25 protein-coding genes and 3 pseudogenes are annotated in these 22,239 nt (G+C 53.3%); 15 read left to right on the forward strand and 13 right to left on the reverse strand.

Annotated elements, in window-relative coordinates; all coding sequences use genetic code 11:
• The 5 genes and pseudogenes from ACN2TU_RS21900 to ACN2TU_RS21915 all read left to right on the forward strand — a co-directional run.
• The coding region (locus ACN2TU_RS21900; RefSeq protein ID WP_435158443.1) for a hypothetical protein at positions 1 to 276 on the forward strand (276 nt) is incomplete at its 5' end.
• A 178-nt stretch (positions 277 to 454) separates the two neighbouring features.
• Positions 455 to 658, forward strand: a complete 204-nt coding sequence (locus ACN2TU_RS21905) for a hypothetical protein (RefSeq protein ID WP_435158445.1) — start codon at positions 455 to 457, stop codon at positions 656 to 658.
• Positions 659 to 892: 234 nt separating this feature from the next.
• A complete protein-coding gene (locus tag ACN2TU_RS21910) occupies positions 893 to 1,495 on the forward strand; it encodes a DUF7437 domain-containing protein (RefSeq protein ID WP_435158447.1) in 603 nt (200 codons plus the stop codon).
• Positions 1,496 to 1,777, forward strand: a complete 282-nt coding sequence (locus ACN2TU_RS27005) for a PIN domain-containing protein (protein ID WP_472850218.1) — start codon at positions 1,496 to 1,498, stop codon at positions 1,775 to 1,777.
• Positions 1,747 to 2,091, forward strand: a pseudogene (locus tag ACN2TU_RS21915) (cell division control protein Cdc6); the annotation flags it as partial. The gene ACN2TU_RS27005 and the pseudogene ACN2TU_RS21915, both read left to right, overlap by 31 nt.
• Positions 2,092 to 2,781: 690 nt before the next feature.
• On the opposite strand, the gene ACN2TU_RS21920 reads toward ACN2TU_RS21915, so the two are convergent.
• The gene (locus tag ACN2TU_RS21920; protein ID WP_435158449.1) at positions 2,782 to 3,171 is read right to left on the reverse strand and encodes a DUF8115 family protein; all 390 of its coding nucleotides are present in this window, start codon (positions 3,169 to 3,171) and stop codon (positions 2,782 to 2,784) included.
• On the reverse strand, positions 3,168 to 4,010 hold the full coding sequence (locus ACN2TU_RS21925) for a ParA family protein (protein WP_435158450.1): 843 nt from the start codon (positions 4,008 to 4,010) through the stop codon (positions 3,168 to 3,170). The genes ACN2TU_RS21920 and ACN2TU_RS21925 overlap by 4 nt, the downstream gene beginning before the upstream one ends.
• 212 nt (positions 4,011 to 4,222) lie before the next feature.
• Between ACN2TU_RS21925 and ACN2TU_RS21930 the strand changes: the two genes are divergently transcribed.
• Positions 4,223 to 4,357, forward strand: coding sequence for a HalOD1 output domain-containing protein (locus tag ACN2TU_RS21930; protein ID WP_435158451.1), 135 nt, complete (start codon positions 4,223 to 4,225; stop codon positions 4,355 to 4,357).
• A gap of 131 nt (positions 4,358 to 4,488) precedes the next feature.
• On the opposite strand, the gene ACN2TU_RS21935 is transcribed toward ACN2TU_RS21930, so the two are convergent.
• Both ACN2TU_RS21935 and ACN2TU_RS21940 read right to left on the reverse strand, forming a co-directional pair.
• A complete protein-coding gene (locus ACN2TU_RS21935) occupies positions 4,489 to 4,866 on the reverse strand; it encodes a DUF7344 domain-containing protein (protein WP_435158452.1) in 378 nt (125 codons plus the stop codon).
• Between the two features lie 169 nt (positions 4,867 to 5,035).
• Positions 5,036 to 5,527 (reverse strand): Lrp/AsnC family transcriptional regulator, encoded by a 492-nt coding sequence (locus tag ACN2TU_RS21940; RefSeq protein ID WP_435158453.1) that lies wholly within the window; start codon positions 5,525 to 5,527, stop codon positions 5,036 to 5,038.
• Between the two features lie 162 nt (positions 5,528 to 5,689).
• Here ACN2TU_RS21940 and ACN2TU_RS21945 point away from each other — a divergent pair, with 162 nt between their 5' ends.
• Together ACN2TU_RS21945 and ACN2TU_RS21950 are read left to right on the forward strand one after the other, a co-directional pair.
• The gene (locus tag ACN2TU_RS21945) at positions 5,690 to 6,004 is read left to right on the forward strand and encodes a DUF7344 domain-containing protein (RefSeq protein WP_435158454.1); all 315 of its coding nucleotides are present in this window, start codon (positions 5,690 to 5,692) and stop codon (positions 6,002 to 6,004) included.
• 269 nt (positions 6,005 to 6,273) lie between these two features.
• Positions 6,274 to 6,627 (forward strand): HalOD1 output domain-containing protein, encoded by a 354-nt coding sequence (locus tag ACN2TU_RS21950; RefSeq protein ID WP_435158456.1) that lies wholly within the window; start codon positions 6,274 to 6,276, stop codon positions 6,625 to 6,627.
• A 318-nt stretch (positions 6,628 to 6,945) separates the two neighbouring features.
• Here ACN2TU_RS21950 and ACN2TU_RS21955 read toward each other — a convergent pair whose 3' ends face one another.
• The 4 genes and pseudogenes from ACN2TU_RS21955 to ACN2TU_RS21970 form a co-directional block, all read right to left on the reverse strand.
• A complete protein-coding gene (locus tag ACN2TU_RS21955; protein ID WP_435158457.1) occupies positions 6,946 to 7,416 on the reverse strand; it encodes a hypothetical protein in 471 nt (156 codons plus the stop codon).
• A 645-nt stretch (positions 7,417 to 8,061) separates the two neighbouring features.
• The gene (locus ACN2TU_RS21960; RefSeq protein ID WP_435158459.1) at positions 8,062 to 8,352 is read right to left on the reverse strand and encodes a HalOD1 output domain-containing protein; all 291 of its coding nucleotides are present in this window, start codon (positions 8,350 to 8,352) and stop codon (positions 8,062 to 8,064) included.
• Between the two features lie 118 nt (positions 8,353 to 8,470).
• Positions 8,471 to 9,046, reverse strand: coding sequence for a bacterio-opsin activator domain-containing protein (locus ACN2TU_RS21965; protein WP_435158461.1), 576 nt, complete (start codon positions 9,044 to 9,046; stop codon positions 8,471 to 8,473).
• A 1,174-nt stretch (positions 9,047 to 10,220) separates the two neighbouring features.
• Positions 10,221 to 11,551, reverse strand: a pseudogene (locus ACN2TU_RS21970) (permease).
• 370 nt (positions 11,552 to 11,921) lie between these two features.
• On the opposite strand from ACN2TU_RS21970, the gene ACN2TU_RS21975 reads away from it, so the two are divergent.
• Positions 11,922 to 12,278, forward strand: coding sequence for a four-helix bundle copper-binding protein (locus ACN2TU_RS21975; RefSeq protein ID WP_435158462.1), 357 nt, complete (start codon positions 11,922 to 11,924; stop codon positions 12,276 to 12,278).
• Between the two features lie 92 nt (positions 12,279 to 12,370).
• Here the strand turns inward: ACN2TU_RS21975 and ACN2TU_RS21980 are convergent, their stop codons facing one another.
• Positions 12,371 to 12,733 (reverse strand): SHOCT domain-containing protein, encoded by a 363-nt coding sequence (locus ACN2TU_RS21980; protein WP_435158463.1) that lies wholly within the window; start codon positions 12,731 to 12,733, stop codon positions 12,371 to 12,373.
• Positions 12,734 to 12,991: 258 nt separating this feature from the next.
• On the opposite strand from ACN2TU_RS21980, the gene ACN2TU_RS21985 reads away from it, so the two are divergent.
• The 3 genes and pseudogenes from ACN2TU_RS21985 to ACN2TU_RS21995 all read left to right on the forward strand — a co-directional run bounded on the left by ACN2TU_RS21985 (position 12,992) and on the right by ACN2TU_RS21995 (position 15,198).
• A complete protein-coding gene (locus ACN2TU_RS21985; RefSeq protein WP_435158465.1) occupies positions 12,992 to 13,432 on the forward strand; it encodes a CBS domain-containing protein in 441 nt (146 codons plus the stop codon).
• A gap of 168 nt (positions 13,433 to 13,600) precedes the next feature.
• A pseudogene (locus ACN2TU_RS21990) lies at positions 13,601 to 14,398 on the forward strand (IS5 family transposase).
• Between the two features lie 419 nt (positions 14,399 to 14,817).
• Entirely contained in the window at positions 14,818 to 15,198 is a 381-nt protein-coding gene (locus ACN2TU_RS21995; protein ID WP_435158467.1) for a hypothetical protein, read from the forward strand.
• Positions 15,199 to 15,675: 477 nt separating this feature from the next.
• On the opposite strand, the gene ACN2TU_RS22000 is transcribed toward ACN2TU_RS21995, so the two are convergent.
• Together ACN2TU_RS22000 and ACN2TU_RS22005 are read right to left on the reverse strand one after the other, a co-directional pair.
• Complete coding sequence (locus ACN2TU_RS22000) at positions 15,676 to 17,121, reverse strand: multicopper oxidase family protein (RefSeq protein ID WP_435158469.1); 1,446 nt, start codon at positions 17,119 to 17,121, stop codon at positions 15,676 to 15,678.
• 278 nt (positions 17,122 to 17,399) lie between these two features.
• The gene (locus tag ACN2TU_RS22005) at positions 17,400 to 17,798 is read right to left on the reverse strand and encodes a DUF302 domain-containing protein (protein WP_435158470.1); all 399 of its coding nucleotides are present in this window, start codon (positions 17,796 to 17,798) and stop codon (positions 17,400 to 17,402) included.
• A 188-nt stretch (positions 17,799 to 17,986) separates the two neighbouring features.
• Here ACN2TU_RS22005 and ACN2TU_RS22010 point away from each other — a divergent pair, with 188 nt between their 5' ends.
• The 3 genes from ACN2TU_RS22010 (at position 17,987) to ACN2TU_RS22020 (ending at position 19,948) form a co-directional block, all read left to right on the forward strand.
• Positions 17,987 to 18,337 (forward strand): SHOCT domain-containing protein, encoded by a 351-nt coding sequence (locus ACN2TU_RS22010; protein ID WP_435158471.1) that lies wholly within the window; start codon positions 17,987 to 17,989, stop codon positions 18,335 to 18,337.
• Positions 18,338 to 18,582: 245 nt separating this feature from the next.
• Positions 18,583 to 19,182, forward strand: a complete 600-nt coding sequence (locus tag ACN2TU_RS22015; RefSeq protein ID WP_435158473.1) for an AsnC family transcriptional regulator — start codon at positions 18,583 to 18,585, stop codon at positions 19,180 to 19,182.
• A 412-nt stretch (positions 19,183 to 19,594) separates the two neighbouring features.
• On the forward strand, positions 19,595 to 19,948 hold the full coding sequence (locus tag ACN2TU_RS22020) for a four-helix bundle copper-binding protein (protein WP_435158475.1): 354 nt from the start codon (positions 19,595 to 19,597) through the stop codon (positions 19,946 to 19,948).
• A 67-nt stretch (positions 19,949 to 20,015) separates the two neighbouring features.
• Here the strand turns inward: ACN2TU_RS22020 and ACN2TU_RS22025 are convergent, their stop codons facing one another.
• Positions 20,016 to 20,576, reverse strand: a complete 561-nt coding sequence (locus ACN2TU_RS22025) for a DoxX family protein (protein WP_435158477.1) — start codon at positions 20,574 to 20,576, stop codon at positions 20,016 to 20,018.
• Between the two features lie 130 nt (positions 20,577 to 20,706).
• Positions 20,707 to 22,110, reverse strand: a complete 1,404-nt coding sequence (locus ACN2TU_RS22030; RefSeq protein WP_435158479.1) for a permease — start codon at positions 22,108 to 22,110, stop codon at positions 20,707 to 20,709.
• Positions 22,111 to 22,239: the final 129 nt, after the last annotated feature.

The following is a 22,239-nucleotide window of genomic DNA, read 5'->3' on the forward strand; positions in this document are numbered from 1 at the left end:
CTCGTCGTCGACATCGACCGCATCACCGATGAGAACATCGTCGAACTCGCAACGTCAGCCGCGCTCGACACCGTCTCGATTCACCGTGTTACAAACGCCTCACTCCAAATCGCAGGGAATGGCTATCAAGTGCAATTGCCGGGTGCTGCAGATGCAGGATTTCACGTCGGCGATCAAGCACCCTGTACACCAGCGCCAAATTTGCTCGTGATTGCAGCCAAAGGATCGGAACGTGTGGCGGCAGATATCGTGACGATTCGGCGTGAGCAGGTCTGAGAGCGAACGGGTAGTAGCGAGTATATTATGGTAACCACGTCCCTTCGAGTACGACAGACAACAATCCTCGAGAGCACACCAAAGATAAAGTTCACAGGAGTAACTCGGAGAGAGCTCCCGTGCTCCTCCCGAGCAATAGACGTAAACGGGTATACCGATTGAGAAACGACTAGTGAGTATGAGTGACGCTGCGAAAAAGAATCTGGAAAATATGGGCCGAGAACTGCTCAAGCAGTCGCAGCACACGCCGCTCGAAGCCCGGATGAAAGCATTTCTCGCCGAGCATCAGGCACCCGATGATCTAAAGGAAGTGCGAGAGCGAGTGGCAGCAGGAAAACCCGTCTCTGATCTCGTTTCTGAAGGCCGCGACGAACGATTCTAAGTACTGCCGTCCTACGTTTTCAATACATCCGACCTGGTCAAGTACTACTACGACGAACAAGGAGCAGACGTTGTCGAGGCAATAATCGAATCAGCAATGATAGAGTAGAATCTTCGAAGCCATACACCCCAAGGAGAGAATCATCATCAAGATCTTCCAATCTACTTTGACTCCCAAGGTACTCGCGTTTGGTGCTGCGACAGAACTATACGTTTTCCGCGGAAAGTGGAAAGTATGGCGGCAACCAAACGCAATATCCATCCGATCGACACGATGCTCGCGATTTCGGATGTGCTTACCCACCCGCGGCTTGCCCAACTCTACACACGTGTCCGAGAACGTGATACCGCAACGGTCGATGAACTTGCAACGGGCCTCGACAGTTCGTCGACAACGATTTATGAGGATGTGGATCGGCTCACCGATATGGGTTTGCTCGAACGCGTGACTGAAACACAACCCCATCGCTATCGAGCGCCGCATCTCTCGATCACTGTTGCGGCTGATGAGGGCTCGTACGAAATCACACCAACACTGATCGCCGCTCTTGCCCGCAGCACGGACAATCAAAATCTCGAACTCTACCGTGATCGGCATGGCACAGCAGGTCTCGCAATTGCGACTGAGTATGCACGTGCGTACGTCAAAGGCAAGATGACGTCACGAATCATGGCTCGTGAGTTGGATCTCTCTGTACTCGAGGCTGAAACCATCCTCCAAGAACTCCGCGAGATCATTGTCGATGTAGAGCCGGACGCCCAAGACGATCTGGATCTCGATGCAATCGATGCAGAGGTGAATCTCGACGACGAAGATCTCCCAGAGCACTCCGAATAAATGCCTCTCTCAATTATTCCGGACACAGAGGCTCATATCGACGATACAAATCTCTTCATCGCCTTCGGTCGTCCTGAGTCTGGCCGGTTCGCGCTTCTAGAGCGTATTGCCCAAGAACACAACATCGTGTTCACAATCCCACAACGAGTATACGAGGAGTTAGGTGGTGGACCAGATGGATACACAACAGCAGATGAGCCGATCGATCTAGCACTGGATCGTGGTTGGGCCACATTCGCGGATGAGCTTGCATATGCGAATCCGGTCATTTCGCTCTCTTAGCAGTCGTCTCAATGGCTGCAAGGGGTGATACACCATGTCGTACTCGACGCATCTATGAGGAGTATACCGACCTTTGTCAGTTTGCAGGCGTCGATCCGCTCGCTCAGCGGTCCGTACATAATCATCTATCCGATCTTCGAATGCTTGGTATTCTGACTGCCGAGGAGAATCGGAGTGGCTCCCGTGGAAATTACTATAGCTATGCACTAGATGTTCCCTTCTCTAGTGCGCTGTCAGCGCTCTCTGATGTGCTATCTTTAGAAGAAATGCTGACGAAGTTAGAAACGTGTGCACAGCAAAATGACGTCGCGTAGGGATGATCTTCACTTGCAATAGTGGTGTCTGACGATGGGCGATTAGTAGCCTCAATCTGACTGCTTGAGGTCAATAGTATCCATCTGTTCTTCGGATCGCAGTCGCAGGGATAGTAGTGGAATTCCCGCGAGAAATACACAATAGAAATGACGATAGGAATGGCTATGGCTAAACTATAGGATTCTCCATAGGCTAGTGAGAATCACTCCGCTGGAAAGAATTCATCTAGTTAACAGAAATCTGCCTTTTTCGCACAATCACGAAAATCGTTTATCGTGAATAGACCAGATTATCGTTAGTATTATATTATAACCTCTGGATCTCTCGTTGACTTTTGACCGGCTTTTTGCTAGCTGAGTGGTCGCTGATTGCCTATAGGAGTTCCTATTGCTTTAGCCATAGCCTTCTCTATCTCTATTACTATAGCATATTCTATAACCAAACGAGTATGCGTACCTATGGTTGATTCTATTGGTCATCCTAATGTTGAGTCTTAGGCAACATTCTTCCCCTCATGTGGCTATAGGATATCCTATAGTCAATATCGGATTACTATCGTTTTCTCAGTAACAACCTCTATTTTTCATCGCCCGAATGTTGGCCAACTACAGCATTTTCTATAGTTGTACCTACTACTATCGCTAAACCTCATTCAATAGAATTGGCTATGGCAATTCCTATGGTCCTTCCTATAGGCGACGTGCAGACTCTGCTTTGGCATCTAACCACGTTTCAACAACATCCGGCGCCGCTCGTTGAAGCCCCGCTCGAATCGCTAGTCGGAGCACTTCACTTCGATCAACCGCTTCCTCATTGACCTCCCGTCCAAGTTCTTCTTGCAATCGTGACCCGACGGCCTGTTGAATCTCTGGATTTGATTCGAGTGCAGAAATAAGGGCTGCTGTATCGCCATCCCAAAACGAGACTGTCTTCTGTCGATCTCCATTCTCAATCTCAGAGAGCACTGCGAGAATATCTTCACGGAACGATTTTGATTCTGATTGTTTCGCTGATTCTTGGTTCCGATTCCCGACCTGCGTCTTTTGTTTGAGCTCCTCAAGGTCGACGTCTTCGCTCATTGTTCCTCCAGTCGAGTGACGAGTTCAGTTGCATTTTCTCGATACGCTTCTAACGCACGAGTGGCCGTCTTTGATGGTTCTTCGAGTGCAAACGCTGTTTGGCCGTCTATCTGTGCATTCACGATATCTTGCGAATAATTGACCTGCCGAGGAGCAATCGCATCCGGATAGTTCTCGGTGAACGTCTGCTTGAAATGCTTGCCAGCGTTCGTACGCTCATCAAGTTCGTTGAGAATGAGCATTGTCAGCTGAATGTCTGTATCTTGCTCTTCTCGGATTTCGTCTAGATCGTCGCGTAATTGTGCCGCTTGGCCCTCTTCGAACGGTCCTGCTTTCACAGGTGCGAGTACGTTCTTTGCGGCCCACAGTCCATTGTAGGTGATGTTAGATGTGCTTCCTGGTAAATCGAGAAGCACGATATCATACTGGCCGTCAATGAACTCGGTAAGGAACGTGTTGAGGCGAGAGTATCGTTCTTGCGTATCATCGATGTTTCCGAGCATACTATCTAGGCCATCAAGTCCTTCGTGTGCCGGGATCAGATCAGGGCCCTCTCCAGTTTCGAGAACTAGCTGATCAACAGCATCGTCAATTTGTTTGGCGATGATATTCCATTCATCCTGGAATACTGTTGTGATGTTCGGCCAATTCTCTTCGTTCGCTTGTACCTCGTCCCATAGGCCAAAGTGCTTCGCAAGGTCGCCCTGTTTCCCGGCGAGATCGATAAGGAGGACGTCAAACCCGTCCTCTTCGAGAGCAACACCAAAATGAGCAACAGTGGTCGTCTTTCCGACTCCCCCTTTGTCAAGGAACGACGCAATACGCATTGTATTCGGCATACTATATGCCTATTGCATATCCTATAGGCATAAAACTGCGTCAGACATATGGCTAAACATATAGCCAAATCTATTTTCATCTCTATAGCATCTGCTATGGTTTAACCTATAGGAATATCTATTTCGCAAATAGAGGCATCCTAATACCTATTATCCTGTAATAGATCACGGATATGGGATCTGGCTGCAGTGAGCTGCGAAAGTTGAGCTGATTGCAATTTATCGATCCTGATGCACTCGAAGCTCTCTATCAGCACACCTCGCCCGAAGTGAGCTTTGAGTATGCTGGCCACCACATTACCATTCACTCCGATCAAACTGTCACTGTGTCTGAACTGAATTCATAGGACGTTACTTCTACTAGCCGATCGAGAGGTGCCGAATTCTCGAAGTCGATGCTCTTCACGCAGACAGTGCAGTATACTCAACAGCAGGGTGACGGCGTGGAGAGGGCTGATCAACTAGTCGTCGAACCGCATTATTCCTGGAGTGAGGGTTCTTGTTCGACAGTCGAAACCGTCACCAACATATCTTCGAGCAGCGCGTCGACCTGCGGTGGGGCAGTATAAGCAGCTTGCTGAGCGGATTGGTCATACTCAATTACCCCTGCATCAGCGAGTTTTGGGAGGTGGATATGATGCACCGCAATCTCTGCCTCCACATCCCTCTCCGACGATTCCCGGTCATCACTAGGTGTAAGCTCCGTCACTAACGCAGAGATCGGCATGGGTGCCTCTGTGTCGCGAAGACACTGGAGGAGAACCCGACGCCGGTGATCAGCAAGCAGCTTGTATAAGAGGGTAAGCTGCCCCTTTGTGGTGCGACGATCGCCAATCGCGTGTCTATCCTCGTCCATACGTGACCCTCGATTGGCCACACATATAACTATTATTTATAATTATATTGGTTGATTGTGGAATGCGCACGGAGAGACGCGAATTATCGTTCTGTAACAGAGTCATTGTGTGATTCCAGCACTGTGAGTTTTCAAAAGTGTGAAATACGCAATCTGGAGGTTGAAAAAATCAGCTCTCACGCCGCTCCTCTGCCGTCTCTTCACTAAAATGGAAATGGTCGAATGGCTGTATATGTCGCTCGCGCATGATCTCGGAACTCTCAACCGTGACGCCTGCCTCGTGCAATGTGTCCGTAATGCGCGTGATATCTTTCGTACTCGTCCCCACGACTTCCACGTAGAGATTCCGTTTGCCAACCAGCATCTCACGCACATCGACCACACCCTGTATCTCGAGCAGTTGCTGGACGTACTCGGCGCGCTCGGTTGCGGGCGCGGTACAGACGAACAAGACACGAAGCGGGAGATTTGCTGCTTCGTAGTCGATTTCGGGATGGTAGCCCTTGATGATGCCATTGTCTTCGAGGGCTTCGATCCGATTCCGGACGGTACTCGCTGAAACGCCCACTGTTTCAGCAATCTCTTGGGTGGTGGTGTTGCGTGCATCTCTCTGGAGGTGATAGAGGATGCCACGATCCACGTTGTCAAGTCCTCGGCCCATAGGTGAGAATCGACGTAGTGAGGTAAATAATGTATGAGAAAGTGAGTGAATGCCTCTTCGTCGAATCGGTCACAAATAGGTCACTCAGTTCCTCAAACGAGGGTGAATCTGTAAAAGGAGGGTTGTTTAACCGTATGTGGGATGATACCAAATTTAGGAACTATGACATTCGACAAGCAACTCTCGATACTCTCGAATCACCACCGGCGGCAAGTTCTGCTTGCCTTAGTTGACACTGCGCGGCAAACCACACCCACCGACTCCACGGCTACTGTGGAGACAGACGGAGGAGATCACCTCCAGACAATTGCAATGTGGCACATCCATCTCCCGAAGTTAGCAGATCATGGGTTCATTGACTGGGATCGAGAAACTCAGCGTGTGACGAAGGGCCCGAAATTTGATGAGATCGAGCCACTGCTCACCGTTTTGAGTGAGAACCAAGATGTGCTTCGGGCTGGTGGGGTTCCCGACTAATGGAATCTACTCTGTCCAAATCAAGTGGAAGTCGAAGACCGTCGACTACCCAAAACCAGGCAGGCAAAGAATCGCAGCATTTCAGAGGGATCAATAGCCAGTTTTTAGCCAGAGGTTTATGTGACTGGCACGTAGTCCCCTCCGACGAAGAAGCAAAGACATTGTGTGTCTGTTTCCATTTGCGGCGGAAGCAAACCTTTCAGGTCTACACTGGCTGTTTCACATGACACGTGTGGGGCGCATCATAGAGTTTCTACTTCTCTCTCACCATGACGAATCATACACCCCCCAACGACGAGAATCGTGATGAGTCGGACGATGAGGCCTACCAAACGGAGTTTGATCCACTCACGGACAACGTCAGCGAAGAACTCATCAAAGCTGTCGCAACACTCAATGATGCCGATCCTGCTGAATTAGCACTTCTCTCGGAGTTCATTGACCCGGAAGCCCTTGATGCACTGTTTGGGCCGCGGCCCAATGAGACACCGCGTGACACTGACGGCCGTGTTGTGTTCGAGTATGACGCGTATCACGTCAGGATCGACAGCAGTGGCACGATTAGTTTGCACCGTACCGAGACGGAGACAGACAGCGAGCGCTCGCTGAGTGACGACAAGTAGAAATCGATTCTGACGTTATTCGTCTGTCGTGAAGTGAATCTCGGTTGGACGGAGTGTTTTGTTCGCTAGCTCAGCGAGGAGGTTGTCGTCGAGCTCTCGAATCGTGCCTGTCATGTCGAAGGCAATCACTTCTTGTTCGACACCGACGTCAAGATTGTCAAGCTAAAGTTCCGGCTGCTCGTCCAAATGAACCACAAACTCTGCCATATGCTAGCAATCATGGTGTCCCTCAATGAGAGTATCGATATGTGGCGCTACCACGGTAGAAATGAACACTGACGAGCACTTTCAGTGGATGAGAGAAAACAGCGTCTCTTGTCACTCGTTTTCAGGATGGTGCTTTTCGAGGTCGAGATCGGTCTGTTGGGCCAGTCGGCATTCGGGATACTCACAGTCGGTATAGCAGCGGAGCACTGTTTCCTGGGTCGGAAACTGGCAGACGAGGACCCATTTGGCGGGTGTTACGCGGCCAAACAACACAGTGACCTCGAGGTCACGAAGGAGGGTTCTGAGACGCTCAAGGTTGGTGACTTCCGTGGTAGTGGTGTTCCAGTCTAAGCGATAACGCACGCGGTCGGGACACACAGCTCGTTTAGAGATCGCAGTGAGTGCTGGCGTGGTGATGAGTTGGTCAGCGAGTACCTCTCGGTCGGATCCATACGCCCAGAATTGCGGGAGCAAAGCAGTGTCGGGTGTCCCAAGGGAGGCGAATTCGAGAAATGCATCTACCTCACGAAGGCGAGGATAGACGAGATCGATCTCCTCGGCAGGGAGTATGAGTCGATACACCAGGGACATCTGGGAAGTGCTAACGACCACCTGTCTGAAGAATCAACTGGCCGTGTTCCGAAACAAGGTATCCTAACCACGCCTGTCACGACCGTTCGTAATCACGCGACAGACAAGAAAAGAAAGCTCGGTACGAGAAGCAGACGTTAGTATATGATACTAACACTAACCAATCAAACGTAAACCTCAGAAAGCGGCGCGTTACTCTGCAAGCCAATGGTACCGCGTGAAAATCTTCCTCGTATCTATTCCTTATCGCGAGAACTACTTAAACGAGAATCGGTCAGTGGCCATCTTCGACGTGAATCGACCCACCGCACTTACTACAACAGTACTGTTCGGGGTTGCGAACTGTCTTCGAGCGTCGATGCCGGGCACTCCGACCGTCACAGTCCTCACAGACAGGCCACCACTTGGGCGTAGTGAAGCGTTCGCAGTGCTGCGAGGTGTCGAGGCGGTCCGTCCAGCGGGTGAACGTTGCGCCGTGATCCGCGTCGCCGAACTCGTGAGTCGAATGGAGTTTGATCCGACTGTGGTATCGCCGGGGCGTCTTGAAGAATGCGTCCTTGTAACTGGTGCACTAAAACCTACAAAATTCAGAGTGGGCAAAGAACCACCCTTAGACTAAGAAATAGCTTTCCGAGATCAACCGTCACTCGCGTCGATTGGATTGAGATCAACCGTTCTGTTGCTGTTGATCGTTACCTGATAACCACAGTACTGAAAGGTCACAGTTCCATGGCGTTCGGTACCTGCTTGTGTGGGTGCAAACAATCTCTCGAGTGCATCTGGGTCAACCACGTCGTACAGCGGCGGGCAGTCACTCCATTCAGACTGTTCTCGTGCCGCAATCGCTTCCTGAATGCGGACAGTGATGGATGGCCTTGTTGCTCTACTTTGGTTGCCGCCTGGTGTATTGGCATTGCTCTCTCCCATTGTGTCTCACTCTCGTTTTGAAGCCCCACATTCGAACCCCCTCGTGAGAACTTCATCTGTGCTACGGACGGTAGTTATAAACATGCTCTGGCGGTTGATGAAAATATACGAATGATCATTATGTAGGTGTACGTGGTGTGTGTATCAATATCACAGCGGAAATCATTTCGATGATGTGTTGAAAGACGGGGACTGTTTGGATCGTGTGCGAGGAAACGAGATCGAGATCCGGATAGATGTCGTGAACAGCATCGACAATCAAGTCCGTTTTGACACTCGACGGGAATTCTGCGACGACACGGAGTCCATCCTCATCATACACGGCAGATCTAGTGATACCATCGAATGCATCGAAAGTCGAAAATAACGACGAGGTATCACCGAGAACCTCGATTCGGTGGGTATCGCCAACTGTACTCAAGAGTCGAGCATCGAGGGTTGTCGGGAAGTTCACGACTGTTGTGCAAAGCCGATCGGGGGATGTGTGAGTGACTGTCCAGTACTGGAGATGGGTCCCATCGTTTAGTTGGACGATCGAATTCACTGTGATTGTCACCGGTTCATCGAACGCTTCTCGAAATGGCTTTGCAAGATCATCAGAATAAAATTCGAGTCTGAGGCGAGGTTCTCTAGGTGGAAAGTCGTCATTCGCTGCAGAGCGTCCCAACGTATCGTCTGGAGACTCACCTGTCATTAGCAACTGGTAGGAATCGTGTCGTCAAAACCCTCGTGTCTTGTGCAACTGTGTTGGAACATAGAATTGAGATCAGGGAAATCTCGCAATGACCGCTGTACACCGCAAGCGGTCACTGATGGTGACATCCGAGAACGACAATTAGAATCATTTGAAGTTAGTATGTAATACTAATTTTGTCTACTAACTGAAATCCACTTCTGCTTATACTGCCCACAGGAAGTCAATCGGCCAAATTCGAGAGATCGACCTTACCGCCGTCGCACGTTCTACTTCGGTTATAGAACCAATCATGCATCTTAAAATGCGCCGAAATCCCAGAACGCAGACTACTTCTCCCCGATTGTTCGGAGCAGCCGAATTCGAACCTCAAAATCAACGACAGTTAGCACGTTAAATGTGAACTACGAAATGCACAGTAATCACCTCAAGGGTGCTCAGGAAGTCTACTTCCGCTTTTGAGCTAAATCAGTTGCAAGCTGAAGAACAAGCCCCATCGAGAATCGACCAAACATTCATCTCGGTGACAGGTGAAGCGGCCATTGGTACTCTCGTTCAAGCCAGCATCAAGGATTTCGACATAGGAGTCCTACCGTAGCTAACCGAATATGAATATGTATCCCCCATATAATAGTAATATAATTCCAAATATTCGAATAGAGGTGATAAATAACGATGGAGGCGACGTAGTATTTTCATCGGTGAATAGAGTATTCATCCTCTGCAATATTTCTCGTGCCGAAAAAACCAATGGTATACTTAAAAAGATGATTAGAATTCCTTTGATGTCCATGAATATTCATGGATAGAAGGCAGTAAAAATGTTCCCATCTAATATAAACAAGAAAGAATTCAGGAGATTCTTTTTCTTGTTGTGGAAATACACTCCCCACACAAATCCCCTGAGTTAGTATATTATACTAATATTCGACCGTTGGTAGGATATGGTCACAAACCGCAGTCGTCTGCTAACGGTTGAATAAGTGCTGCGCATAGATTGATTCGGGGCTCCCGGGGTGTATTTACTTCCGCTTATAATTTTAGTAGACACTGCCGTTTCCTACCGTAGCCAGTAGTATACTCTTTCCATGGTCTACCAAATTACAGTCAATTACGATATAGAAAGTGGGCTATCGACTGAAGTTTCGACCGTTCTCAATAGGAATCTGTGGGGTCAGTCCGCCGTCTGTGGATGTTCGTCGTGACCGCTTTCGTCGGCAACCGATTCCGAGCGGTGCAGCCAGTAAAGGAACAGGAAAAACACAGTCGCCAGCACGTTCAACACCATCTTGTAGTTCATCTCGATTTTCACCTCCGCGATCTGCACGCTCGAGGCGGGGGGAATGACCCCGGCACCGACGAAGATGAAGTGGATGACGAACCCCGTAAGGACTGCAGAGACAAAGATCATCCCCGAGAGGATAGCCGCGAATTTCGTCCCGTAGTACTCCCGATAGGCCTCCATGATCGGCGGGACGATGAGGTCGGCGTAAATGTAGCTCAACACTGACCCGAACGGCAGACCGTTCGAGAAGAGAACAGCGCCGAATGGAACGTTCCCGACCGAGCAGACGAACGTCGCCACACCGATGACCGCACCGAGGACGGCGATCCAGAAGACGTACACTGGGAGACCGAACGTCGCGCCCGAGAACACCGATGTCCACACCTGTTCGGGGATGAAGCCAGCGATGAGGCCAGCGAAAATGAATCCGGTGGCGATCTCGTCCCAGAGCATCCCCCACTCTTTCCACTGCTTGTCGGCGAGTTTCTTCCATCCCGAGAGCGACGTCGCTTGTTCTCGGATCGTCGTATGGCTTCTTCAGGGTCGAAGCTTTCCTTACAGGACTGCGAGCAGAAGTAGTACGTCTGGCCGTCGTGTTCGGTGGAATAATCAGCTTCCTCGGGGTTCACTTCCATCCCGCAAACCGGGTCCTGGACTGTTGGAGTGCCTTCGTCGAGGACGTTCTGGCGAGCCTGTTCGACGACGTCGTCGGGGACGAGGTAGACGAAGCCGAACGCCATCATGCCGATGAGCATGAACCCACCGATGATGTCCGCGAGTAGGAACTGCCAGCCGAGTAGAATCCAGATAACTGCGCCGATTTCGATGACAAGGTTGGTTGAGGCGAACATGAACGCGCCGATGGTCGCCGCTGCCGACCCACTCTTTTTGAAGAGGTTCTTCGCGGTGGCGATGGCGCTGTACGAACACGACGAGGAGATGAATCCGAACAACGATCCGTACCCGATCTCACGTGCACCGTGGCCGTCGAGGAGGTCTGCAACTTCCTCGTTGGATGTCCATGCTTCGACGCCGCCCGCGATGGCAAACCCGATGACGAATGCCCACCACGTAATCCACGCCATCGCCGCCGTCGTGGACAGGAACTGGCGGGTGCTCTCGACGAAGAACGTCGCTAATGGCTTTGACGTGGTGAAAACGCCGATTCCAACTGTCGCGAGCGCGATGAGTGCGAGGATTGCGTACTCTCTTCGATCCATGTCTATGGTTTATGGGAGAGACGCCTTACGGGGTTTCGGCTAACGGAGTGTAATCGAGAGAGGTCCTATGTTTTGGTTCGTTAAACCCGTTGCCGTCGAGAGTCTAGTTTCTAGATCGACGAAGCGCGTTCATTGATTATATCAAATATATTCTATATATATATAAAAATGTGGAAGAATCGATTTTTGTTTCCAAATCATTGGGAAGAGAGATATCGTTCAGTTTACGATGCACAGTACCGTTACGTGGTATATTTTCCCTCGATACTAGACCGTCTCACACGTCTCTTTTAGAACGTCGCTTACCGAATAGTCCCTTACAACTGAAGCCAGAAACGGGGAAAACGTATCTGCTGTAGTACGGAGTGCAATGTCACTTGCAGAAACGACGTCCAAGATCGACCACCTGAGCGAGGAACAACGAGAGTGTATCGAGATCTGCACCAAAGCAAGCGAAGTCTGTGAGTGGTGTGCCGATGAGTGTGCTGGTAGCGAGGAGATGGCCGAGTGCCTGCGGCTCTGCCGTGACGTGGCCGATGTCGCGTCGCTACACGCTCGCTTCATGGTGCGGGATTCGAACTACAGTAGCAAGCTCGCCGAACTCTGTGCAGGGGCGTGCGAGGAGTGTGCCGAAGAGTGTGAGCGCCACGACGCCGAGCACTGCCAGGTCTGTGCCGACGTCGTCAGAGAGTGTGCGGAGAGCTGCCGCAACATGATGAGCGCCTAACTCAACGCGAAGCGTCGAATCAACACAGACCGGTGTACGCAAAGTATAGTTATAACTTTCGCAAAAATACGAGTACCACGTCTTTTGACGTTCTACTCTCTACTTCGGAGTTTCTCACGGCGCACCTCGAATTCTTCCTCCGAGATTTCCCCGCGAGCGAACGCCGTCCGGAGTTCTTCGAGCGCTGGGTCGACCGTACGTGCGGTATCACCACGGCCGACAAGACCACGGTAGAAGAAATAACCGGTAGCTACCAGAACGAGCAACCAGACGAGCATCATGCCGAATCCCCACAGTGGTGAGATTCCACGTCCAAACATGCCAGTACCCCACCAGCCCATCATTCCCATCATGGGCATCGCGAAGGCCATCAGCAGCAGCGGAAACAGAACGATGACACCGAGAACGATAAGGACGGTTCGGAGTAGTTTGTCTTCCGTAGTTTCAATCGTCATAGCATCTAGATAGTGCTCCAGATTTAATCCAATTATCCATTATGAACCTCGCCGATAAGGGGAAATACCTAAATTTGAACGACGTGTGTCTGGGGGTTCTCTTATTTTCAAAACAAGATGGTGACAAACCATCCCGCAACGGAACCACTCTACAGAATTCTGCCTCAAAGCGACAGACGGTGCCCTCGCTGTTCACGTATAGGCGGATTTGAGTCGGTAGCGATAATCGGCATAAAGCGGTCACTCGTACTTCCACAGGTGGTTCCCGAACGAAGCGACCTCGGGATGACCGCCCGAAAACGTGCTCAAGTGGGCGTAGTCGGCGTTGCACTGGATACGCCCATCACCGAACCCGTCCAGACGATGCGCGACCGTTCGGTCGGAAGCGTCCTCGTCACCGAAAACGATGAGTTAGTCGGCATCATCACCAACCGAGACATCGACCTCGACACGCTCACCGTACGGGACGTGATGACGGTGAACCCACAGTCTGTCAACGCAGACGCAAAAATCCAGCGGGTCTTGCGGACGATGAACGACGCCCACACATGTCGGATTCCAATCGTTGACGACGTCCAGGCCGTCGAGATAATCGCGTTCGATGACCTCATTCTCCATCTGGTGGGAGAATGCACGCACGTCTCGGCACAACTCGACAGTCTCGTCGAGGTAATCCACGCCGAATCGCCATCGAACTAAGTTCGCGACTCGACGTTCTCGTAGAAACGTTCGTGAAAAATATGGGTGGAATGTTATAATTAGATACTAACGTCCGATATTAGTTTGATTGGCTCTGGTGAATCACTAGACGGCGTCGGATTCGTCCGTTACTTCGAAGGAGTTGAAGCGGGAAATCGCCGATGCTCTATGTCGAAAATCTCCCGCTTCACGAGCAAAGTGGTTCGGTTGGCTAAAAATGTTGTTGGTGAGGGCGGCGACTTCGCCGACTACGCTCTCGTCTCGCTGCACTGTCTGCGGGTTTACCTCGATGAATCGTACCGTAACGAACTCGATTTGCTGAGCGAAATGCCGCATATTCTTGGGGAGATCGGCCTCGAAGAGGGCGATCTCCCTGACCACTCGACGTTAGTGAAGGCGTTTGATAGATTCGAGATGAAAGTCTAGCGAGTGCTGCTCCGACTCTCGTCGGAGCTGCACGACCTTCCGGGTCACACCGCCATCGATGCCACGTTTTTCGACCGTGAAAACGCCAGCAAGCACTACTGTAGACGGACGAATTATCGCGTTCAAACACTGAAAGCGACCGCTCTCGTCGACACAGAGACGCAGGCTGTCCTTGACGTTCATTGCACGACTGAGAAACCGCATGACACACAGCTCGGCTGGCAGGTCGCCTGCCGCAACGCAGGCGACCTGCGCAGCCTCGCCGCTGACAAAGGCTACGATTGGATGGAGTTACGCGAGAAACTCCGTGAAGAGGACGTGAGACCGCTGATTAAACATCGCATCTTCCGGCCCATCGACCACGCGCATAACGCGCGGGTCGATGGGCCTCGCTACCGCCAGCGATCAATGTGTGAGACCGTCTTCTCGGCGATTAAGCGCACGCACGGCGTCGCCGTGCGTGCGCGAACTTGGTACCGAGAATTTCGTGAACTCGTCGTGAAATGTGTCGTTCATAACATCAAGCGTGCCGCAACATAGCCAAATCAACCGCTGTATGGCGATTCACCAGAGCCGTTTGATTTATCGCCACGTCTGCCGTGGTCGTGAGGGGGAATACTATGTCCGAGAAACCGCGACAAACAGAACAGACACGAAGACGGTTCATCGCGACCATGGGAGGGACTGTAATTGGGTTAGCGTCCGGTGTGAGCGCACAAGAAACGACATCTCGTAACCATCAGCGAGGCATGTGTTGTTTCCGCTTCGGCGGCCGCGTCTCCGGCTGGCAAGGGCAGGGGCCACGGTCGATTGTTGGACAACAAAACCCGACACTCCAGCTTGAACCGGGACGAACGTATAGAGTCATGTGGCAAAATCTCGACGGGCAGCCGCACACGTTCGCACTGAGAGACTCGAATGGCGAGAATATCCCCGTAATCTTGCCGACTGTACGGACCATGCAGAACGGAACGATGATGGGGGGAGAGAATGGCACCATGATGGGCGGGCAGAACGGAACGATGCTGGAGGGACAAGGCGACCCGATGATGGGCGGCCAGAATGGTACCATGATGGGCGAACATCAAGGAGAAGGGGAACCGCCCGAGGACGCGATTCGAGTTACGCCGCAGGTCGCCGAAAAAGGAGCAGTACAAATGCTCGCATTCGTCGCGACGCGTGACGTTGCTCGGTATATCTGTACCGTGCATCCATCGACGATGGTTGGTGACGTGACTGTGAGACCCGACCAAGGAAATTCCGGTGGACAACATGGTGATAATGGCAATCACGGGGACGAAGGTGAGAGTGACAATACGGGAAGCCACGCACACGGGTGACGGACACTTCCCACGCACGTGGTAAGATACCCCGTTGCTCTCGTCACAGACAGTGGCGTTGGGGGAATGAGTATTCACCGGATTTAATTGACAGAATAGTTTAGATTACTATTAGTCGGCACTGTCTAGTTAAGAGATTCCGTTGTAGAGTAGCGTTTCAGGGACTCTACCGGACGTAGATAACGTATTTCTTCGTCTCATCATGACTGGGTTTTCGGTGAAGCAGTCGAATTCTGTCTTCTCACGGCGCAGTCGATCTCACTCACAAGTATCTATCACTTATGAATAGTGCGTAAAACTCGACAACCGTACCGCTGTCGCTTGGTTTCCCTTATCTAGACAGTGCCTATTAGTCCAATATATAATAGATTTCATGTGACGGCTGAATGATTCGTGACTACTCCGGAATCCGCCCACAGCAGCCGTAATCAGGACAACTAGTTCGTACCGGTAATTCCCGATTCACCTCCCGAATGGTCACAGATATTCGACGACGCGAGCCATCCCAGCCTCCAGGTGATAGAGGTTGTGACAGTGGAACAGCCAGTCACCGGGATTGTCTGCGAGGAAGTCGAACGTCACCGACCCCATGTGACCCGGCACGATGACCGTGTCCTTCATCGCGTCGCCGACCCGGAAGAAGTGTCCGTGCAGGTGCATCGGATGAAGCACCGGACTTCGATTCGTCATCTTCACGCGCACGTGCTCGCCTTCTCGAATCTGCAGCGGATCGGCGTCCGGATACGACTGACCGTCGATGAGCCAGCCGTACGACCCGCCCATCTCGGGCGACAGCGTCAAGTCGAACGTTCGGTCGGGGCTTCCACGGAGTTTCTGTGGGATCTGCTTCCCTCGTAGGTCGCTGTACTGGAGCGTTTGCCCCCAGGAGTTGAGAGGAGTTAGTGACCCCGACGAGTTCCCGTACCGGAGAACCGCGCGGGCCGGCTGTTCGTCGCCGTCGACCGCCTGTCCTCGAATCTCCCACGCGCCGGGGTTCGTCGCCTCGACGATAGCGTCGTACCGTTCCCCGGACCCAAAGACGAACGAATCGACCGTCACCGGTTCGACCGGTTGTCCGTCGGCGTGTGAAACCCGCAGTTCGTGTCCGGCGACGCCGACGCGGAACGCCGTCGCGCTGCTCGCGTTGATGAACCGGAAGCGGGCTCGTTCACCTTGTTTGACGTCGAAAGTGGCTGGATCCGCCGGAAGGTGTCCGTTTACGAGTAAACCAGCGTACGGTGGGCGTAGGTCGCCCATCATCCCGTCGCGTCCGCCACCTCCCATACCACCCATTCCTCCACCGCCCATTCCGCCGCCACCCCCTGACGACTCCCCGAGCGGTTCAGGTGGGCGGGTCAGGTAGTCGTCGAACACGACGGTGTACTCTCGGTCGTACTCGACGTGCGGCGATTTTTCTTCGATGACGAGAGGTGTGTACAGTCCGCGGTCGAGTTGGAGGCCGACGTGGCTGTGGAAGAAGTACGTTCCCGCCGGTTTGGCTCGGAACTTGTACGTGAACGTCTCGTCTGGTCCAACCGGCTGTTGGGTCACCCCCGGCACACCGTCCATCTCGTTGGTGACGGGGAGACCGTGCCAATGTATCGTCGTGTCCGTTGGGAGTCGGTTCCGCAGATTGACGCGAACGACGTCGCCTTCGATGGCGCGGAGTTCGCTGCCGGGAAACGACCCGTCGTACAGCCAGTTCTGCGCCGACGTGTCGGACGGTGACACCGCTCCAGGGGCAGCGGTTAGCGTCGTCTGTACGTCCGGGTCGCCAGACACCGTTGTCCGCGGCGCGACCGTCTGCTCGTCGTCCAGATCCGACATAAAGCTGGAGGTACAGCCAGCGAGACCACCGATTCCTGCAGTACCGAGTCCACGGAGGAGGGCACGTCGAGAGAGGGACGAGTTGAAATCCGCCATTAGTGGCCATACACACTGTGGAGTAATAAGGTACAGTATTGTGGATATTACAAAAGATGAAGAGTCGACGATGGTTCGTTCAGACGACGCCGTAATACGGGAGTGTGGCCGTCTTTGGTGCATTCATCAATGTCTTGGTACTGTCGCTCCCGTCTTCTTCTTATACTATCGAACCTTCTCGAACGGCCGACGCAGTGACTCCGGTACGTAGCTGCGCTATCTGGCGCACGATAGCCGATTCCATGTTTTTTTAGACTCTCACTGGCGTAACCGAGTCGTCAGTACTCGGCGGCGACATCATCGAGGACGCGGTCGAACCGCTCACGGACATCCTCACCGATACTGTCCAACTCCGAATTATCGACGATGCCCAGCAACATTTCGGGGTCGACGGCGCTGACCACCACGTCGCCGTCGTCCTCGTAGACGACGACGTTGCACGGCAGCAGCGTGCCGAGATCGCGTTCGGCGTCCAGTCCCTGCTCGGCCAGCGGTGGGTTGCACGCCCCGAGGATGCGATACTCCGGATACCCCTCGAGGTCGAGTTTCTCCTCTAGTTTCGCCTGCAGGTTGATGTCGCTCAGCACGCCGAACTCTTCGGCTTCCAGTGCCTCGACCGTGGTATCGACGACGTCCTGGAACGGCCCATCGACGCGGCGGGTCATAGTGTAACTCATAGCCACCATCTCGGTTCTACCGCCAACAGTATAGTGTTTAAGGCGCAATAATCACGGCTCTAACGCGTCGGTGCTACTGTCGTTTGAATCACCATATCGTACCGAAGTGGCGTTCCCAGCCAATGAGAACCAGCAACGCTGTATAATTCACCAGAAATCGTAGTAGTAAATGTAAGGGTGAACTACACATGACTCTCGCACGCCGACTCGAAACGAGAATCGCGACGTCGGTTGCTATCGTGGCAACGCTGCTCGCAACGACGACCGGAACGGTGGTCGCTCACACCGACGGTGCGCACGCGGGGGGCGGTCACATGTGGAGTGACGGCTGGATGACCGGTCCGGGATGGATGGGTCTCTGGGGCCTTCTCTGGATGGTCCTCCTCGTTGCGGTTCCCCTCGCTCTCGTGTACTTGTTCGCAAGGCGCCGCGATACCGAGCGCGGGACTAACCCTGCCGTGGCGGCGCTTCGCGAGCGGTACACTCGCGGTGAGATTGACGACGAAGAGTTCGACCGGCTGCGAGCGAAGCTCTCGTAGCTCATCCTGTTGTTTCGACCGAGGGTATTGTTCCAGCGGCCGGTGACGCCGCTAGCACTCGTGGGGAGTCGCTCATAGTCAAACGTTCGTTCGTGTACGAAGGAGCGGTGCCCGAAACGAAGACGCACCCGCCTCTACGCCCCCAGTCATCTCGTTCTATCGACGCTCGGCGTGATTTTCGCACCGTCGCCATCTCCGAGAGAAACGACAGACAGTAGTACGCTACTCTGCTATCAATTCCACAGATGGCCGAGCTAGACGCTACCGACATCGAGATTCTCCAACTGTTGCTCGAAGACGCTCGACGTCCCTATCGCGAAATCGCCGACGCTGTCGGGCTCTCACCACCGTCGGTGTCCAACCGAGTCGAGCGACTCCAAGACCTCGGCATCGTGCGTCGGTTCACCGTCGAGTTGGACCAGACGCAACTCGCGAGGGCCGACGAGACACTCCTCGTTCTCGACGTTCAACCCAGCAACGCCGAAACTATCAGAACGCAATTGGCGTCCGTCGACGGCGTCGAACACGTGTTCCAGACAGTCGAATCCCGTGTCGTGGTCAAGGCGCTCCTCAACGCGTCGGACGTGCACGAGTTGATCACGGACACCCTCGACGAAGCGGCGATCGAAGACTACGAGGTCGAATCGGTGCTACACTCGTCGTGGCAACCGCAACTCCGAAGCGGCAATATCGGCATCCAGTGTACGATATGCGGGAATCACATCGACGGCGACGGCGAGACGGTCGAAGTCGGTTCCGGCGACACGTATCACGTCTGTTGCTCGTCCTGTGCCGAGGAAATCGTCGAACAGTACGAGTCACTGCAGGAGGCAGCCAACGAGTAACAGCTTCATGCTGTTCGCCTTCTCGTCAGCACGTCTGTCTGCGATACGCTTCGTAGAGGACAGGAATTCCGAACGGGAACGCGAGGACGCCGAAGATGGCCAATGCATACTTCGAAGTAAGCCACCGCGATAGAAACGATGGAATCAACGTCGCCGTTAACAAACCGCCGAATATCTATTCGCGGATTTCGGTTTGTAAACCTTCAGCCGGACTACTTACTTCACGAAGAACGAAGGTCCTCCACCGAGGCGAGTTTCGTTCCACGGTTCACGATCCATCTCGAGATTCGGCGCTCATCGGTTGCGTATACAGCATCTCCACGAACCTGCTCCCGGTCTGGAAGACAGTAGCTGCTCCTTTACAATCGAAGCCACAATCGGGGAAAAGCAGCACCCCATAGTACTGGATGCAATGTCGCTTTCAGACACCGTCTCCGAGATCGACCATCTGAGCGAGGAACAGCGCGACTGCATCGAAATCTGTACCGAGGCCGCCGAAGCCTGCGAGTGGTGTGCCGACGCGTGCGCCGACCACGGCGAAGACATGGCCGAGTGCATCCGTCTCTGCCGCGACGTCGCGGACGTCGCGTCGCTGCACGCGCGGTTCATGGCCCGCGACTCGGACTACAGCGACCAGCTCGGCGAGCTCTGTGCGGACGTCTGTGAGGCGTGTGCCGACGAATGCGAGCAACACGACAACGACCACTGCCAGCTCTGTGCAGACGTTCTCAGCGAGTGCGCCGAGAGCTGCCGCAGCATGCACTAATCATGGAGCCAGCCGAACGACGAACTCCCGAACCCAAACACCGTTTTTCTCGCGTCGAGCACGAGTTTTAGCCGAGAACGTATTCCAACGGAGGGTATCGGTCGAGGAGGGACCGACCGTCGATTTCGTACTGTTCGACGATGGCGTCAAGGCCGCGAATACGACCGGCACCGAACGCGGCGACCGAGAGGAACACCAGCAGGTACATGAAATCAGCATTGATGAACCCGTGTTCGAGGTCCCAGTTGCCGAAGTAGAACATGAGCATCAGGAACGCACCGAAGAACGCCGCGAGACGGGTCATGAACCCGACCATCAAGCCGAGGCCGATGGCCGCTTCGCCCCACGGAACGGCGACGTTCACGAACTCGACGAACCACGGCGTCTGCCCCATCCAGAGGAACAGCCCTTCGAGGGGGTTCCCGTTCGTCGCGGCCACGTTCACGAGGTAGCCCCGTGCGTCGAACCCGCTGATAATCTTCTCGACGCCCGTATAGAGGAACGCGAACCCGATGACGAGTCTGAGCGCGAGGACGAACCACGCGCTCAGCGAGTGGGCTCGTCCTTCAACGGTAATGCCGCCAATCGTGGATCGGAACTCGTTGTATCGGGGTTGTGTGTCAACCATTGGCAACCTCTCCAGAGTACAGTAGTCTCGCAAGGGGTGTATCCCTACCGTCGCACAGTGTGAACCACCTTGGGGTCACAGCCAAGGCACTCGGCCTGCTCCGCCTGTAGAGACAACCGGGATGTGTCATTCAATGATGCTCGTGACTTTGGGAAGTTCCCGTCCCAGAAATCTGTGGCTGTATCTGTGAAAATTCGGTTGGGTTGTTCTCGAACGACTGCTTGCACCGATTCGAACAGAAGTAGTACGTTTCTCCGTCGTGGGTACTGCTCGGGCCACTGTCGTCGATTCGCATTCCACATACAGGATCGCGGTACTGACCGGGCGCACCGAGTCCTCGTCGGTAGACGTAGAGGAGGAACCCCGAGAGCGCGAACGCGATGATGTTGAGGTAGAACGTGTAGTTGAGTTCGAAATACGTCTGTTCGGTCGCCGTCTCCCCGCCAGCGAGGTTCGGCACGATACCCAGGGCGGTGAACAACTCCTCCATGAGAAACCCCGTGAACGCCATCGTCACGAAGAACACGCCGAAGATGTACAGCATCACCGTCCAGCCGTAGTATTTTCTGTAAACGTTGAGTACCGGAATCGTGATCAGGTCGGCGTAGACGAATGCAATAACCCCTGCGAAGCTGATGCCGCCTCCCCAGAGTGCGACCGCAAACGGGACATTGCCGATGCTTCCGACGAAGCTGATGACGGCAATCGTCACACCCATGATCGCATTTTCGGCACTTACGAGCAGGCCATCTCCCTGAAGGAAGAGACTGTTCCAGACCCACTGCGGGACGAAAACGATGACGAAGCCAGAGATAAGAAAACCAGCGATAACGTCTTTCCAAATCATCGACCACTCTTTCCGGTACTGATTCCCGAGTTTGTACCAGCCGCCCCACGTCAATAGTTCGTCCCGCCAGTCGCCACTGCTGGCAACCTCCTGCTGGTAAGTTTCCAGACACCCAGCGGAACAGAACTCCAGCGTTTCACCGCCGTCGGTTACGAGCGAATACTCGTCTTTTCCCTCCATTCCACACGTCGGATCCTCGGTGACGCCGTGGTCGTGATCTCGCTGATTCAGTTCCTTCCGAACGTCTTCAAAGAGATTTTCCGGGAGTGTTACGTGGACGATAAGAGCCATCACCGCGATGAGAATGAGTCCGCCGAGAAGTTCGGCGACGAGAAACTCCCAGCCGAGGAGTATCAAGATCATTAAGCCGAGTTCGATGATGAGATTCGTTGAGGCGAACATGAACGCAAGAACGTTGACCACGTGGGCCCCCTTCTTGAACAACCCCTTTGCGATAGCGACGGCACCGAAGCTACAACCACTACTGGCAGCACCGAAGACGGTTGCTTTCGCGAGTTCACTGAGATCGTCGTCTCCAAGCAGGCGTGCCATCCGTTCTTTCGAGACGTAGACCTGCACGAGACTCGTAATCATCAACCCCATAGTGATTGCCCATGCAGCGGTCCAAAGGAAACCGACCCCGATTCGTAGCGATTCGAGGATTCCGCTGACGACAGTGGTTTCCATACATGAAACTTGGCCCGCATCGCTCTTGCCAATTGTCCTTAAAAATGTGAAGAAATAGGCAATCCATACAATCACTTTCTAAGATAGTGTCTGGCACGGAAATCGGATACCGCGAGTCAGCGACCAGAA

Source organism: Haladaptatus marinus, from assembly GCF_051194195.1.

Bases quoted from the DNA above. Each gene is read 5' to 3' on its own strand.
- ACN2TU_RS21905 (WP_435158445.1), top strand. From the start codon at position 455: ATGAGTGACGCTGCGAAAAAGAATCTGGAAAATATGGGCCGAGAACTG.
- ACN2TU_RS22010 (WP_435158471.1), top strand. From the start codon at position 17,987: ATGACTCTCGCACGCCGACTCGAAACGAGAATCGCGACGTCGGTTGCT.
- ACN2TU_RS22015 (WP_435158473.1), top strand. From the start codon at position 18,583: ATGGCCGAGCTAGACGCTACCGACATCGAGATTCTCCAACTGTTGCTC.
- ACN2TU_RS22005 (WP_435158470.1), bottom strand. From the start codon at position 17,798: ATGAGTTACACTATGACCCGCCGCGTCGATGGGCCGTTCCAGGACGTC.
- ACN2TU_RS27005 (WP_472850218.1), top strand. From the start codon at position 1,496: ATGCCTCTCTCAATTATTCCGGACACAGAGGCTCATATCGACGATACA.
- ACN2TU_RS22000 (WP_435158469.1), bottom strand. From the start codon at position 17,121: ATGGCGGATTTCAACTCGTCCCTCTCTCGACGTGCCCTCCTCCGTGGA.
- ACN2TU_RS21920 (WP_435158449.1), bottom strand. From the start codon at position 3,171: ATGAGCGAAGACGTCGACCTTGAGGAGCTCAAACAAAAGACGCAGGTC.
- ACN2TU_RS21945 (WP_435158454.1), top strand. From the start codon at position 5,690: ATGACATTCGACAAGCAACTCTCGATACTCTCGAATCACCACCGGCGG.
- ACN2TU_RS21980 (WP_435158463.1), bottom strand. From the start codon at position 12,733: ATGACGATTGAAACTACGGAAGACAAACTACTCCGAACCGTCCTTATC.
- ACN2TU_RS21940 (WP_435158453.1), bottom strand. From the start codon at position 5,527: ATGGGCCGAGGACTTGACAACGTGGATCGTGGCATCCTCTATCACCTC.
- ACN2TU_RS21960 (WP_435158459.1), bottom strand. From the start codon at position 8,352: ATGGGAGAGAGCAATGCCAATACACCAGGCGGCAACCAAAGTAGAGCA.
- ACN2TU_RS22030 (WP_435158479.1), bottom strand. From the start codon at position 22,110: ATGGAAACCACTGTCGTCAGCGGAATCCTCGAATCGCTACGAATCGGG.
- ACN2TU_RS21950 (WP_435158456.1), top strand. From the start codon at position 6,274: ATGACGAATCATACACCCCCCAACGACGAGAATCGTGATGAGTCGGAC.
- ACN2TU_RS21910 (WP_435158447.1), top strand. From the start codon at position 893: ATGGCGGCAACCAAACGCAATATCCATCCGATCGACACGATGCTCGCG.
- ACN2TU_RS21925 (WP_435158450.1), bottom strand. From the start codon at position 4,010: ATGCCGAATACAATGCGTATTGCGTCGTTCCTTGACAAAGGGGGAGTC.
- ACN2TU_RS22025 (WP_435158477.1), bottom strand. From the start codon at position 20,576: ATGGTTGACACACAACCCCGATACAACGAGTTCCGATCCACGATTGGC.
- ACN2TU_RS22020 (WP_435158475.1), top strand. From the start codon at position 19,595: ATGTCGCTTTCAGACACCGTCTCCGAGATCGACCATCTGAGCGAGGAA.
- ACN2TU_RS21965 (WP_435158461.1), bottom strand. From the start codon at position 9,046: ATGACAGGTGAGTCTCCAGACGATACGTTGGGACGCTCTGCAGCGAAT.
- ACN2TU_RS21995 (WP_435158467.1), top strand. From the start codon at position 14,818: ATGCAGAACGGAACGATGATGGGGGGAGAGAATGGCACCATGATGGGC.
- ACN2TU_RS21935 (WP_435158452.1), bottom strand. From the start codon at position 4,866: ATGGACGAGGATAGACACGCGATTGGCGATCGTCGCACCACAAAGGGG.
- ACN2TU_RS21975 (WP_435158462.1), top strand. From the start codon at position 11,922: ATGTCACTTGCAGAAACGACGTCCAAGATCGACCACCTGAGCGAGGAA.